This is a genomic window from Acinetobacter sp. 1207_04 (genome assembly GCF_052850415.1).
This window is the reverse complement of sequence record NZ_VXCQ01000013.1, coordinates 47,135-62,069: the sequence shown is the minus strand read 5'-3', so window position 1 is coordinate 62,069 and position 14,935 is coordinate 47,135. Positions and strand designations below refer to the sequence as shown.

The following is a 14,935-nucleotide window of genomic DNA, read 5'->3' as shown; positions in this document are numbered from 1 at the left end:
AAAGAAAAAACCATTTGTCGTAAATAAAGGTTTCAAAAAGTTCTAAATTAAAGCGCCATTTTTAAATGGTCTTTAAAAAAGAAGCCACTCAAATGAGTGGCTTCTTTTTTGTTAAAATGAAATTTAATATTTTTCACAACACCTTATAAAATTGCACTTACTAAGCGCTTGGTATATTCATGCTTTGGTGAAGCGTATAACTCATCGGAATTGGCAATTTCCACAATCTCACCGTGGTTCATGACCATAATCTGATCAGAAATATATTTCACTACAGCCAAATCATGTGAAATAAAGATATAGCTCAACCCAAACTCATCCTGCAAATCTTGTAATAAATTCAATACTTGTGCTTGAACAGAAACATCCAATGCCGATACAGATTCATCACAAATCAAAATTTCAGGCTTCAAAGTTAAACAACGTGCAATGGCAATACGTTGACGTTGTCCCCCCGAAAACTCGTGCGGATAACGATCAAATGCTTGCGTAGGTAAACTTACACGCTCAAGTAAATCTAACGCCATTTGCTTACGTTCTACATCATTTTCACCAATTTTATGAACCTGCATTGGCTCCATCAAAATCTGTCCGACAGTAAAACGTGGATTTAGCGATGCATAAGGATTTTGAAAAACAATTTGAATCTTACGTTGATATTGAGTGAACTCTTTTTCAGACATCGCTAAAATATCTTTGCCTTGAAACAACACTTTACCGCTCGTTGCTTCTTGCAATCGCATCAGTAATAAACCAATGGTGGTTTTGCCTGAACCAGACTCTCCCACCAAGCCTAAAGTTTTACCCTTTGCAAGTTGAAAAGAAGCTCCTTTCACCGCTTGAAACTCATCTTTAGCGAAAAAACCTTTACGGTTAAAAAATGATTTTTTTAAATCATGTACATCTAGAATGATTTCTTCACTACCGTCTAAACCACGTTTATGATCTGTTGTATTCAACTCAGAAAGTGTCATACTCTCCACCCAATGACCATCCTGCTGTTTCAGAAAATCACTAATCACAGGTAAACGATAAGGTCGATGTAATAAAGAAGGACGACAAAGTAATAATGCCTTGGTATAGGCATCTTTCGGAGATTCCAAGACATCTTTTGCCAAGCCTTTCTCACGAATTTCACCATGACGCATCACAATCACTTCGTCTGCTATTTCACTAACCAAAGCCAAATCATGGGTAATGAACAGCATCGACATTTGACGACGTTTGCGTAAAGATTCAAGTAAATCCAAAATTTGCTTTTGAATCGTAACATCTAAGGCAGTTGTTGGCTCATCAGCAATGAGTAATTTAGGTTCACAAGCGATTGCCATAGCAATCATGACTCGCTGCTGTTGTCCTCCTGAAAGCTGACTTGGATACGCATCTATCTTCGTTTCAGGTGATGAAATACCGACTTCTTTGAGCAATTCTAAAACACGTTTTTTGGCTTGCTTACGCCCATAACCCAAATGAATACGCATGATTTCTGCAATCTGATCACCCACAGTAAATACAGGATTGAGTGATGACATCGGTTCTTGGAAAATCATGGCAATATCTTTACCACATATGGCTCGCATTTCTTGAGTTGAAAGACTGATTAAGTCTTTACCTTCAAACATGATTTTACTTTTTTTAGAAATTTTAGACTGTCCAACAGGTAGCAAAGCCATCATTGCCAATGCTGTGACTGATTTACCACTACCCGATTCACCAACCAATGCCACTGTTGTATTTTGTGGTATTTGAAAAGAAATACCTTTGACTGTTTCAGTAAGTTGCTTATTTTCACCTTTAAAACAAACACAGAGATTTTCAACGCTGAGTAGCACAGAAGGTGTAGCTTTTTGTTCTGACATCTTTCTGCTCCTTACTTCAGTTTCGGGTCAAGTGCATCACGTAATGCATCGGTAAACATTGAAAATGCTGTGACTAGAACTGCCATCGCGACAGATGCTGCCACCAACTGCCACCATTTGCCTAAAATCAATTCACTTTGCGCTTCATTGAGCATACTGCCCCAAGACACTACCCCCACAGGTACACCAAAACCTAAGAAGCTGAGAATCACTTCAGACTTAATAAATGAAACAACCAAAATGGACATTTGAACAAGCGCAATATGACTAACATTCGGAAAAATATGCACAAACATACGACGCATATGACTCACGCCAATGGCTTTGGCAGCCAATATATATTCACGTGAAGTATGTTTCATATATTCCGCACGGATGAGACGAAACACACCTGTCCAACCCGTCAACCCGAGAATCAGAACAATGGATAATATGCCTTTTTGTTGCAGTACAGCCGCAATTGCCAAGACTAAAAGTAAATAAGGAATCGAAGTAAAAACGTTATAGAACCAATTCAGGAGATCATCAATCCAACCGCCAAAATAACCAGCGATTGCACCTAAGAATGTTCCAATAACCACTGCAATTAAAGCGGAAATTAATCCCACTAAAATTGAAGTTTCAGCACCTTTAATGGTTTTTAATATAATATCTCGTCCCCATTTATCGGCACCAAAAGGCAAGCTGGTTTTCAGTTCGCTTTGCTGATCAAGTAAATGACCATCCAATTGTTGATCTATAGCTCTCATATCTTCTGCAAGTGGGTCTTGAATGCCATAATAGTCAATTTGATTGCTCGATTGGTTTACTGTGCTTTGCTCAATCATTGTTGAACGATCTATAACTTTTTGATCTATGGCTATGAATGTCGGTGGTGCATAACTCACAGCTACTTCTTTATTCCAATCTTTGGCGATCAAGCCTGTCATGGATAAAACCAACATCAGGAAAAAACTCAGCACAATGAACAATGAAGCCATCGCAATACGATCTGCTTTTAAACGACGCATTGCCAAGCGCCTTAAACCTGATGATAAATCTTGTTGTGAGGTATTAATTTTTTTAGTGAAAATATTAAGCATCATTCTCACCTACTTCAACTGTACACGTGGATCAACCACTTTATAGATGAGGTCTGCCATCAAATTAAAGATCATCGTTGCAGCGGCAACATAAACCGTAATGGCTTTAATCACAGGAAAATCACTACGCTCAACTGCAATAATCACTTCCCGCCCAATACCAGGAATACCGAAGAAACGCTCAATTAAAAAGGCACCAATGAGCAATGCAGGTAAACTTGACATCACATCCGTAATGATCGGAATGGATGCATTACGTAGGACATGCACACCTAAGACACGTCGCTCACTTACGCCTTTGGCACGTGCTGTTCGAACATAGTCCTGATTTATTTCATCTAAAATAAAGCTTCGATATAAACGTAATGTTGGCGCAACACTGACCACTAACATAATCAAGATTGGAAGCAATGAATATTTCAATAAATTTTCGCTAAAGCTTCCCCCCCAACCTTGTATGGGAAACCAACCGAGCTTGTAGGCAAAAAAGTATTGGAACACAATGATATAAACCAAAATACTAATCGACATACCAATAGTACACAGCATCATCAGCATACGATCTGTCAATGTACCTCGAACCGAAGCAACTGCAAGTGCCAGAATGATTGAAATGACGGTTTGTAATATGACCAAAGGAATCATAATGGTGAATGATGGTCCCAAACGTGTCAGAATAATCGCTGAAACTGATTCGCCTGTACTCCAACTCACACCATAATCAAAGGTAATAATTTGCTTGATGAAAATGCCTAACTGTACATAATACGGCTGGTCGACACCCAATTGTTGACGTATATTTTCAATTTGTTCAAGATTTGCCATTTTCCCTGCAAGAATATAAGCAGGGTCACCACCGACCCAATTGAACAGGAAAAAAATTAGCAAAATCACACCCAACATGGTGGGAATCATTTGCCATAAACGCCGTATGATATATGCCAACATTCTTCATTCCTTTGTATTATTTTTTTGAATAACTTTTGTTGAATTCGGTTTAATGGCGCTGACCTGTAATTTCTTGAAAGAATGCTTTGTTATCAGGTTCTCGCCCTAAGAAATCGACCACAAGCTGCTTGGCTTTTTTCTGTCCGCCTTGTGACAAAATCGTTTTACGGTAGAGTTCACCCACTTCAGGATTATTTAAGTTATGTCCAAAAGCTGAAAGCATATCGAGAGCGATGACCTCAGACCACATATAACCATAGTACCCAACTTGATAGCCCCCCATAATGTGACCAAACTGCCCTGGAAATTCTGTCGTTGGCGTATAACCTAAGGCTGTTTTACCTTCTAATTTCTGCCACGTTTCAAGCGGTTGGGTTTGGAGTGCATCCGCGGTGTGAATCGCCATATCATACTGTGCATATAATGTTTGACGTGCATATTTCAAACCACGCCCATAATTATGTACATCTTTTAATTTGGCAATTAATGCATCATCGACTCTAGGGCAAGCAGGTTGGCAGAAATCTGCAAGTGTTGAAAGAGTTTCTTTACGACGTGCCCATTCTTCATACATTTGTGATGGTGCCTCAACAAAATCGCGCTCTACCGATGTTCCTGACTGTGAAGCATAGCGCGTATTGGACAATATGCCATGTAATGCATGACCGAACTCATGGACAAATGTTTCCAACTCATCACTATTTAAACCTTTACGATTAAAATTAGTGACGAGTGCTGAAATCGGTTTACGATCCGTCAGCGTACTTCCTCCTCGCACTCCCCATACAGCTGCATGACCATACTTACCTTCACGAGGAAATTTATCTAAATATAAACCACCTAAGAGCTGACCAGTTTTTTTGTCTGTTACATCATAATATTCAACTTCATTTTGCCAAGTTTCAACTTTGACAGGTTTAAATTCAATACCATACAGGTTGGATGAAATTGCAAATAACCAATCTTGTGATGCCTGTGTCGGGAAATATTCACGTAATTTTTCTTGATCAATTTGATACTTTTCTTGCCGTAATTTCTCACTCCAATAACCTTCACTCCAACGATTAATCTCTGCTTTTTCAACAGAAATATTAAGTGTTTTCGCTTTAAACTCACGTAAGGTTTGTACTTCTTTTTTCTCTAGAGTAGTAACAATATTATGTACTTCATTTAAAAATTGATTCACCGTTTCAGGATTCTGCGCCATGCGATTTTTTAGTTTCCAATCGGCATAACTTTTATAACCGAATAATTGTGCAAGCTCATAACGTAAATCTATGGCTTGTTTTAATAGCACTAAATTTTTTTCTGTTCCACGGCGTGTATAAGCAATTTGATAACGCTTCCGAGCATCATCACTGTCAGCAAGCTGCATAAATGGCAAATATTCAGGATAATCAAAACCTAGTAAATACTGACCCTGTTCATTTTTCTTTAAATTAGCAATATAACTGTTCGGTAAACCCCTTAACTCATCTGCAGAAAATTCAACTTTTTCAGGATTATCACGAATATTCCGCGCGAATTCTTGCTCAATCTTGGTCAAATTATCCAAAATAATTTTTAAACGAGCCTGTTGATCTTTAGAAAGTTGAATTCCCATATCTTCAAAATCATTTAAAATGTCTTGCCGATATTTAGCATCAATATCATTACTTGTTTTAATTTTTTTGATTTGTTGATAAAGCGCAGCATCTTGATAAATTTCAGTTTGATACTGATTAATTTTCACTTCACAATCATCTGCGGCTTGACGCACTTCCGCACTCGGATTGACATTGCTATAAAAACTAACAGGGCCAATAAAATCTTCAAATTCAGCAAAAATTTGATCCCACCGTGCCAATGCATTATTTTGAAGTGGCATTTTTGCAAATGCCGCTAATTTTACTTTTACAGTGGCAATTTGAGCATCACATTGTGTCGTAATTGTTTTTGCATCTAACTGAGGTAAAGTTGCACGTTGTTGCTCAGCAAAAGTTATTTGACCTATACCCATTGTTAACATACACAAGGTGGTGAGTTTAAATTTTTTCATCTTTTCTCTAAGCCTTTATTTTTGCAATTTCTCATTTGAAAATACATACAATTCAATATTCATAATAAAAATCTAAATCATGAGTATCAGTTATTTTTTCAGGTCAAAGTACATCCATTCTGATGGAATAATCGGATGCTTTTTAAACCCAATCACTTTTGGTTGAGCTAAAGCATTGCGATACCGTGTCGACTCCATTTGCACAGGCATATAAACTTCCATAATACGTGCCATTTTCCGATATAAGGCATCACGCTCAGGACTTGGACGCATTTTTTGTGTCTGTTCATATAAACGATCATATTCAGGAATTTTCATGCAGCCATTGTTGGTGGCATGAATGTTCTTGCCATAAAACAACTGCATAAAATTGTCGGCATCAGGATAATCTGCAATCCATGCAGATGCTTTGAACATGGTTTTACACTGTTTTTCAGCTTTAATCCCTTCAGCAAAAGGCATCGCTTTAGTGGTCATTTTAATCTTAATACCATCCAAAGTTCTTTTCCAAAACTCAGCCCCTTGCTGACTTCGTGCGGTATTTCCAATGGTCATTTCTATCACTAAGGGCTTTCCATTAGGCAATGTACGCCACCCATCTGCACCAACTTTATAGTGATAGCGATCGAGCAATAAATTGGCGGCTTTAGGCGAATAAGGAATACTGCTTCTATAATTTGGATCATAGCCTACAACACCATTAGGAATCGGATATTGCAGTTTTTTTGCATCGCCCTTAGATAAGATTTTGATTTGATTATCCGCAGAATATGCCATTGCCATTGCACGGCGTAACGCAATTTTTTCTGTGCTCAAACCACCTACGACTGGGTTTTGCATATTCCAATAATGATAATCAATGGATGGGTCGGCAATCCGTGAAAGTTGTATGCCTTTTTTTACCAATTCAGGTTTTAACTGACCATTTTCAATGGCTTGTGCTGTTAGATCTCCCCCCAAGACAAAGAGGTCTGTTTCATTTTTACTAAATGACAACCATCGTGATTGCTCTTCTTCCATGACTTGAATATCTATAACGCCAATTTGAGGCATTTTTTTGCCTTTCATTACATTAACGATTTTCTGATCTTCAGGACTTGAGGCTTTAAAATCCCAAATAAAACCTCGAAAATCAGGATTGGCTTTTAAAATAATCCGTGAACCGGGCACCCATTTTGCAAGTACGTATGGCCCCGTTCCTACAGGATTTTTCATGGCAAAGCCTGATTGATCTCGATAATATTCAATCACTTCACGAGCCACTGCACCTGCAGGTTGATGGGCAAGCAGCATCGGAAAGTTTTGATCGGGCTGAATCAGTTTAATCACAAGCGTATAACGATCAGGAGCGGATAAGCCTGTCACAGGCAGATCATAGTTAAACTTACCTGTTTTTTTGGCTTGTTCGAGTACTTTATCCATGCCTAAAAATTTACCATCAAACAACCAACTGTTCGGTGAACGTAACGCTGGATCAAGTAAACGCTTATAAGAATATACATAATCTTCTGCTGTCAATTCTCGTGCTTTACCTTTAAATGCAGCATCTTTTGCGAAATAAATGCCTTTTTGAATTTTAAAGGTATAGGTCAGACCATCTTGACTCACATCAGGCAATGCAACCGCAGTACGAGGGACTAACTTTAATGGTGATGCCAAGTAGTCATAGGTATACAACCCTTCAAAAATTGAATTATGTACATGTGCAGAATATAAATCCTGTGTTCCAGCAGGATCAAAACCTGTTTCCGCCACTGGAAAAACATAACGTAAAACTTTATTAGGATCGGCAGAACTTTGAGCAACTGTGGGTAAAGCGCCAACGAACAATGCACTTCCCAATAAAACCCAACCTCCACGCTGTATCAATATCCGATTCAAATTATCCCTCATTATGTTCTTTAACGTATTCTTATCTTGCGCTTGATTTTTTCATCACAACGAATCTGCTTCATTTACTTTGAATGTATTTTGTTGTTTATCGCAATTCTATTTATACCTTGAATAAAGTAATAAAAGTCAAAAAGAAGGTTCATTTACGCTATTTTTCTTTTTCATACTCATTATATCCGCATCTTGGAAACTAAAAGTCATACTTAAAACTATTGCATTCATCATGTCGTTATTGTCTAATTACTTTTTATATGAAAAAATTTCGATTCACTTCAAAATATAAAAATTAATTTTTAAATATGAAACATAAGTATTTTATTTATCTCATTTTGCTCATTATTTGGCTTTTAGCAAGTGCGTATATGGCTTGGCAAGGACAATATATTTCAAGCTATCTTGAGTCGCGCGGTATGCTTCAACAAGAGTATAATTATCCTACAGATGGTGTACTTTTCTGCATTGCAGTATATGCTTTTGTCTGTATCAATTACGCATTATTATTTAGTTTTGATTTTTGCATTAAGCACCCATACAGCAGTTACTTACTTGCAACTATTATTCCTACACTAATGACTGCATTGGCTTTTTTAGGTGCAATGCATGCCTCAAGTCATTGGGGCGCTTTTATTGTGGTCATGCTTTTTACATTTTTATTACACTTTTTATTGGTGCCTATTCTCATGAGCATCCATCGGAAATATATTTCAAATTTACCAAAGACAGCCGAGTAAAAGCTGTCTTTTAAATTTTCATATTACCCAATATTTTAAACTGATTGATTCTGTTTCCAAAATGCATATAAATCGGTATCTGAACTAGACTTTAACTGAGTAAAGCTTAAACCCTCTTGCACGTGTGGGTCTAAGCGTAACTTTTCAGCAATACTTGCTGTCGATAAACCATATGGTTCAGCATCTACATTGCTAAAAGCATAAATAATTTTTTCAATACCAGACATTCGCATCGCAGCCAAACACATGGGACATGGTTGCCCACTCGCATAAACAACACAATCTTTCAGTAAAGTACTTTGCAATTTTAGTGCTGCCTGACGTAATGCATTCAATTCCGCATGTGAAGTCGGATCACCTGTCGTCAAAATTTGATTCACACCTGTACTGACAACTTCACCATTTTTGACAATCAGCGCGCCAAATGGACGACCACCCTGTTCCACATTGGCTTTGGCAAGTTCAACTGCCTGAGTTAAAAAATGACTATCTTTCATCGTATCATCATTCATGGTAGGTGCGTTCATCACTTTATCCATCACATTTCATTCAAAGCATTGAATTATAAATACTGATAGCCAATTTTCTCAACGTGCTTTCTTACTATGTCCGTATCCTGCACACGATGAACTAAAAATACATAAGCATCTGAATCTGTGTCTATTTGCCCAATGGTCAATCCGTGAGGCAATAAACCCTGATTATAAACCGTAAATACACCGTCATTTGATACGGTCGCATCCTGACCAAACTGCGTATTTGCATCAGGCAATTGCGTTTCAATCTGCCAATTATCCTTTAAAATATATTCTAAATGCCACTGTAAATCTGTAGCTTCTTGCTTCCAATCCATATTGACAAATAATCGGATGTTTTCTTGCCATAAATACTCAATTAACTCATCAAGTGGACTAAAAAAACCTTCTTCATCAGTTTGTTTGAGTTGCTGAATGTGCTCAATGACAACTACTCTTTTAAAATGATTCTGTAGTGCAATATCTACTAGTTTTAAATACGCATTTTTCTGTTCAGGCTCTAAGTTATCAAGCTCACCATGGTCTTCAGACTCAATAACTTCATGATTTGGATCAGGCTTTGATTTATAAACTCGCTCAACTTCTTGCCTCAGTGCAAAAAAGGACTGTTCTATTTTCTGAATGGTTGCGGAATCAGTCACCGCTTCATGTAAAGCAGGGATTTGATACCATTTAACATCTTTTCCAGCCTGACATTTTCGTAATTCTAATTGTGCTTCAATTTTGGCAATAAAATAGAATTCGCTTGGAAAATTTGCATCATCATTATCATAGAAAATCAAAGCCACAGGTAAGTAAAAATCGCCTTCCGAAGTGCTATAAGGAAAACCATCTCGGCTTAAATGAACAAATCTAAATTGTGATTTAGCAGAGGACTGACCCAAAAGTTTCTTAAAAAATCCAACAGGTTCAGCAACAAAAATTTCAAATAGATTTTGTTCAGTTTGTTCAAATAACTCATCGAACTTTTTAAGATCAATCACTCGACTGCTTAAAGCATTCCCTGCCAATTGATTTAGATGATAATAAATCCGTACCATTCTTAAGTTCTTATTTATCGTATATTCATCTTCAAATTACAGGAATATCAATCCATAGACTGTTCGGAAAATGTTTCGCCAAATATCCTTTTAAATACTCTGCCGTGTCTTTAGAAATGAGTTCATCTTGTGATTCATCTTTAAGATTATAGGCAACAGCATACAGCTCTAAATCACGATTTTTAATGGCTTCCAGACTTAAAATAGTATGGTTAATACTGCCCAAACGCCCTGAAGTCACAAAAATGATAGGATGTTTTTTCTCAGCCACATAATCAATAGTCAATAAATCGGTCGTCAATGGAACCATTAAACCACCTGCTCCCTCAAGCAAAACGATTTCATATTTTTCAGCGAGTTGTGCAGTGGCATTTTCTATTTTTTGAAAATCTATTTCACGACCATCAATTTTGGTCGCTAAATGTGGCGATGCAGGATAAGTGAAAATCTCAGGCATAGTCAGCTTCATTTCATCTTCAGGAAACCACCCCATACCCATAATTTCACGATGCTGTTCAATGTCTTCTGAAATATCAACATTGCCCGTTTGAATTAGTTTTTGCGTGATGGTTTTTTTGCCTTGCGCATTCCACAATTTTGCCAAATAGCCTGTCGTGTAAGTTTTACCAATGCCTGTGTCAATACCACTAATAAAGTAAACTGAACCTGTCATGGCATTCTCCGTGCGATGCAATAAATCGGATGATAAGTCAACAGATACTGCTGTTGACCTAACTCATCACTGAATGAAAATTTTTGATAATCTTGATAAAAATCTGCAAGTGTTTGTTTCGTCCAACGAAAATTAGACGCGGTTGCCGTTACACCTGTGACTTTTAAATGTTGTAAAACGTGTTTCGGATGGTCAAAGTTTAAATGCGCAATTTGCTCTGAAATATGCAAAATTTCAAAACCATTTTTTTCAAGTAAACGCTGAATATTTTTAACAGATAAATAATCTAAACCCTGCCCTGTTAAGGTTTTAATTTCTTCTAGGTTTCGCTGTCCAAAGGTTGAAAAGCAAAAATATGCCTGATGATTTAAAGTTAAAAAACCTTTTTTGAAAATAGCTTCTAAATTTGTCACCCATTGCAAAGCTGAACTCGAAGCAATCAAATTTAAATCTTCTGGAAACTCCAGCTGTTCAATATCGCCAATCAGATATTCTATCTTGGCATTGGCTAGAAAATGTTGCTGAATTTCAGAATAGAGATCATTTAAAATCAGTTTTTTAAACTGTAAATTTTCCATCAATAAATGGCTTAAATTACCCGAACCACACCCTATTTCAAAAATATTGAGCGATAAATGAGATAATAAATTAGGACAATATTCACCTATTAATTCAAATAAATGCTGTGCAATCTGTTTTTGTACAACGGCATGTCCTGAATAGCTTTGCCCTGCTTGTGCAAAACGCAAAGCCACATGTGATTTATTTATTTCAGATTTTTTATTCACGCGATCCATCACCATCAGCTCACAACAATTGTGCAAGCTGAGCAATTTCAACATCGGAAATTTGTGCAGTCAATGAAATACGTAATCGTGAACTATGTTGTGGCACAGTCGGTGGACGCACAGGCATGATGTAAAAACCTGCATCTTGTAAAGCCTTTGCTTTCTCTACAGTTTTTGTCGACTCACCAATAATAACAGGCACAATATGTGAAGTTGATGGGCAATCAAAACCTTTGGAAATCACAGCTTGCTGTAAAGTTTGGCTGATCTGTTGTAAATGCTGACGCTGAGCATTTAGATTCAGCACTTTTTTAAAAATAAAATCTGTCCAAGCCATACAAATGGGCGGTTGTGCAGTACTAAAAATAAGAGGACGCATCGAATTTATTAAATAATCTCGAATAATCGAATGACAAATCAAATAGCCACCAATCGAGGCCATCGCCTTACCAAAAGTTCCGACTAAAAAATCAATATTATCGACTACGCCATATTGTTCAGCACAGCCCAAACCTTGCTCACCACGAACACCAATCGCATGCGCCTCATCGACATACAGCATAACTTTTGAAAATTGCTTTTTAATTCGAACCAATTCAGCTAAATCGGTTTCATCACCATCCATGCTAAAAATGGATTCTGTGACGATAATAATGCGTTCGAAGAGTTCATCTGCATGATATTTTTGTAAAAGCTCTGTCAAATGTCCGAGATCATTATGACGATAACGCACATATTTCGCAGTCGATAAACGAATCCCATCTATCATACTGGCATGAATCAGTTTATCGGCAAGAATCAGCGTTTTACTGTCAGATAATGCAGGTAAAACTCCAATATTCATGTGATAGCCACTGTTAAATAATAGTGCAGAACGACCATGAAAAGCCTGACTTAAACTCGCTTCAAGCTGTTCATACTCTGCGAAATTTCCTGTCAATAAACGGGAAGATGATGAACTCATCCAACGCTGGGCATTTGGTGTTTCATCAAAAAACTGTTCACGAAGCTCAATATCGGATGCTAAACCTAAATAGTCATTCGATGCGAGATTCAACATTTTTTTATGCTGAATGGTGATGTAGCGATCTTGCTGAATATTGGACGTAAATTGACGTAAATTGCCTTGTTGTTTTAGGTCATCAAGCTGGGCTGAAAAATGCTCAAGCAAATGGCTCATGCGACATACTCCTGATTTGGAGTCATGGTTTCAACAACTTCAACCATTTGTTCCAACAAAATTTTTAATTCTTGCTCAGAGATAATGTAAGGAGGCATCACATACACCAATTTTCCAAATGGACGAATCCAAATACCACGGCGTACAAACTCTTGTTGAAGGATTTTCATATCAACATTAAAGGTCAATTCGACTACACCTATTGCGCCTAAAACACGCACATCAAGCACATGATCAAGCTGTTCAAGTGGCTGTAAATTTTTACTTAATTGTTTTTGGATGCGCCCTATATTGGCTTGCCAATCTTGTGAAATCAGTAATTCTGTGCTTTTTACAGCCACCGCACATGCAAGCGGATTTGCCATAAAAGTTGGACCATGCATAAACACGCCTGCTTCGCCTTGACTGATGGTTTCAGCGACTTTCTTGGTGGTTAATGTCGCAGATAAGGTCATGTAACCGCCCGTCAAACCTTTGCCTATACACATAATATCAGGTTCGACACCTGCCCACTCGCATGCAAAAAGTTTTCCTGTACGCCCAAAACCTGTAGCAATTTCATCAAAAATCAATAGGATATTGTATTTTTCACACAACAATTTAGCTTGGCGTAAATATTCAGGATGGTAGAAACGCATTCCTCCTGCCCCCTGAACAATCGGTTCTAAAATTAAACCTGCAATGTGTTCATGCTGTTCTGCTAAGGTTTTCTCAAGTTCAGCTATGTCATCCTGATTCCATTCTTCATCAAAACCCACCTGTGGTGCTGGTACAAAAATCCGATTCGGCAAACTTGAACCAAAAATTTGATGCATCCCCGTAACAGGATCACAAACCGACATGGCATTCCATGTATCTCCGTGGTAGCCCGAACGTGGCGTGACAAAATTGTTTTTAATAACCTTGCCTTGAGCATGCCAAAACTGCACTGCCATTTTCAAAGCCACTTCGACAGCGACTGAACCCGAGTCAGCAAAGAAAATTTTATCTAAACTTGGCGGAGTGATTTTAAGCAGTAATTTTCCCAGTTGAATCGCAGGATCATGGGTAAAACCACCAAACATGATATGTGACATATTTTGTAGTTGATCAGTCACCGCCTGATTTAGCTCAGGATGGTTATAACCGTGAATCGCACACCACCAAGATGACATCCCATCAATGAGTTGACGACCATCTTCAAGTTCAATGATTGCTCCTTGTGCCCTTTTCACCTTAAAAGTCGGTAATGGATGTGTCATCGAAGTATAAGGATGCCAAATATGTTGTTGATCAAAAGCTTGATCATCTAATTCGGTTAATGAATTAGTCAATGAATCGGTCATCCTTAACTCCATGTGCAACATCTACAGCAAAAAATTTAATTCACTGATCTTAAACCTGCATGAATTAAAAATAAATTGCGAGATTTGCCACTTATCAGGATGTTTGATTTATTTTTTGTAAATATTGGCAGATTTTGTCAGTTATACTTTCAAATTGAAAAATAGGAAAGCCATGTGAGCCACTTACTAACTCAACCGCTAAAAACTTTGCATTGAAATTTTGAAGATTCTCTACAACTTTGTAACTAACTAAAAAATCTTGTTTAGCAAACAAATGATATTGATGACCTATATAATTTTTCAAGATACTCACAGTATTAAGCTGCTCCAAACAATTCAAACCTTGTTGTAAAATATCTAAATTCTGTGGCTGTATCAAACCTTGTAAAGTGACAAAGTCTTGCTTATGGGTTGCTGTACCCTGACAAACCATAAAGCCAAATTTACGTAATGTCGCAATGGCATCATGTTCAAAAGACTGTGTAAAGTTCTGAAATGTCAGTTGATCCATTGCCGTATGCCATTCTTCATTTTGTACAAAAGAAGGATTCGATGCTAACGTAATCAAAGTTTTTTGCTGCTGAAATTGTTTTGAAATTTGATCAACCAAGAGTGTTGCAAGTTGCCCACCCAATGACCAACCTATAATTACATCAAAATCTTTGGCTTTTTCTACTTGTTCTTGCAAAATATGCTCATCTAAAGCATTAAAAATATTGATCAACTCAACGGTATGACCTTTAGCTTCTAAAGCCTGTTTAAGTGATGCCAACAATTTTGTTCCACCGCCCCAACCTGTAATGAGTAAAATATTTTGCAAGATAGATCCAATTTAAAAGTGT

The 14,935-nt window shown here is 37.4% G+C and carries 13 protein-coding genes; 1 reads left to right on the top strand and 12 read right to left on the bottom strand.

What is annotated here, in order from left to right; genetic code table 11:
• Nucleotides 1–143: 143 nt before the first annotated feature.
• The 5 genes from FW754_RS12535 to FW754_RS12515 all read right to left on the bottom strand — a co-directional run bounded on the left by FW754_RS12535 (nt 144) and on the right by FW754_RS12515 (nt 7,820).
• Nucleotides 144–1,859 carry an ABC transporter ATP-binding protein gene (locus FW754_RS12535; RefSeq protein WP_446324825.1) on the bottom strand — a complete coding sequence of 572 codons (1,716 nt, stop codon included), beginning with the start codon at nt 1,857–1,859 and terminating at the stop codon, nt 144–146.
• An 11-nt stretch (nt 1,860–1,870) separates the two neighbouring features.
• Nucleotides 1,871–2,941 carry an ABC transporter permease gene (locus tag FW754_RS12530; protein ID WP_446324824.1) on the bottom strand — a complete coding sequence of 357 codons (1,071 nt, stop codon included), beginning with the start codon at nt 2,939–2,941 and terminating at the stop codon, nt 1,871–1,873.
• 9 nt (nt 2,942–2,950) lie between these two features.
• Complete coding sequence (locus FW754_RS12525) at nt 2,951–3,889, bottom strand: ABC transporter permease (protein WP_446324823.1); 939 nt, start codon at nt 3,887–3,889, stop codon at nt 2,951–2,953.
• Between the two features lie 49 nt (nt 3,890–3,938).
• Nucleotides 3,939–5,927 carry a M3 family metallopeptidase gene (locus FW754_RS12520; protein ID WP_446324822.1) on the bottom strand — a complete coding sequence of 663 codons (1,989 nt, stop codon included), beginning with the start codon at nt 5,925–5,927 and terminating at the stop codon, nt 3,939–3,941.
• Between the two features lie 90 nt (nt 5,928–6,017).
• Nucleotides 6,018–7,820 (bottom strand): ABC transporter substrate-binding protein, encoded by a 1,803-nt coding sequence (locus tag FW754_RS12515; protein WP_446324821.1) that lies wholly within the window; start codon nt 7,818–7,820, stop codon nt 6,018–6,020.
• Between the two features lie 299 nt (nt 7,821–8,119).
• Between FW754_RS12515 and FW754_RS12510 the strand changes: the two genes are divergently transcribed.
• Nucleotides 8,120–8,551 carry a hypothetical protein gene (locus tag FW754_RS12510; protein WP_409511134.1) on the top strand — a complete coding sequence of 144 codons (432 nt, stop codon included), beginning with the start codon at nt 8,120–8,122 and terminating at the stop codon, nt 8,549–8,551.
• Nucleotides 8,552–8,586: 35 nt separating this feature from the next.
• On the opposite strand, the gene FW754_RS12505 is transcribed toward FW754_RS12510, so the two are convergent.
• The 7 genes from FW754_RS12505 to FW754_RS12475 all read right to left on the bottom strand — a co-directional run bounded on the left by FW754_RS12505 (nt 8,587) and on the right by FW754_RS12475 (nt 14,916).
• Nucleotides 8,587–9,048 (bottom strand): nucleoside deaminase, encoded by a 462-nt coding sequence (locus tag FW754_RS12505; protein WP_446324851.1) that lies wholly within the window; start codon nt 9,046–9,048, stop codon nt 8,587–8,589.
• A 65-nt stretch (nt 9,049–9,113) separates the two neighbouring features.
• Complete coding sequence (locus tag FW754_RS12500) at nt 9,114–10,127, bottom strand: DUF6630 family protein (RefSeq protein WP_446324820.1); 1,014 nt, start codon at nt 10,125–10,127, stop codon at nt 9,114–9,116.
• Between the two features lie 31 nt (nt 10,128–10,158).
• A complete protein-coding gene (bioD, locus tag FW754_RS12495; protein ID WP_446324819.1) occupies nt 10,159–10,800 on the bottom strand; it encodes a dethiobiotin synthase in 642 nt (213 codons plus the stop codon).
• Complete coding sequence (bioC, locus tag FW754_RS12490; protein WP_446324818.1) at nt 10,797–11,597, bottom strand: malonyl-ACP O-methyltransferase BioC; 801 nt, start codon at nt 11,595–11,597, stop codon at nt 10,797–10,799. Before bioC ends, bioD begins: the two co-directional genes overlap by 4 nt.
• 10 nt (nt 11,598–11,607) lie before the next feature.
• The gene (locus FW754_RS12485; RefSeq protein ID WP_446324817.1) at nt 11,608–12,768 is read right to left on the bottom strand and encodes an 8-amino-7-oxononanoate synthase; all 1,161 of its coding nucleotides are present in this window, start codon (nt 12,766–12,768) and stop codon (nt 11,608–11,610) included.
• On the bottom strand, nt 12,765–14,093 hold the full coding sequence (bioA, locus tag FW754_RS12480) for an adenosylmethionine--8-amino-7-oxononanoate transaminase (protein WP_446324816.1): 1,329 nt from the start codon (nt 14,091–14,093) through the stop codon (nt 12,765–12,767). The genes FW754_RS12485 and bioA overlap by 4 nt, the downstream gene beginning before the upstream one ends.
• A gap of 94 nt (nt 14,094–14,187) precedes the next feature.
• Nucleotides 14,188–14,916, bottom strand: coding sequence for a lipase family protein (locus FW754_RS12475; RefSeq protein ID WP_446324850.1), 729 nt, complete (start codon nt 14,914–14,916; stop codon nt 14,188–14,190).
• Nucleotides 14,917–14,935: the final 19 nt, after the last annotated feature.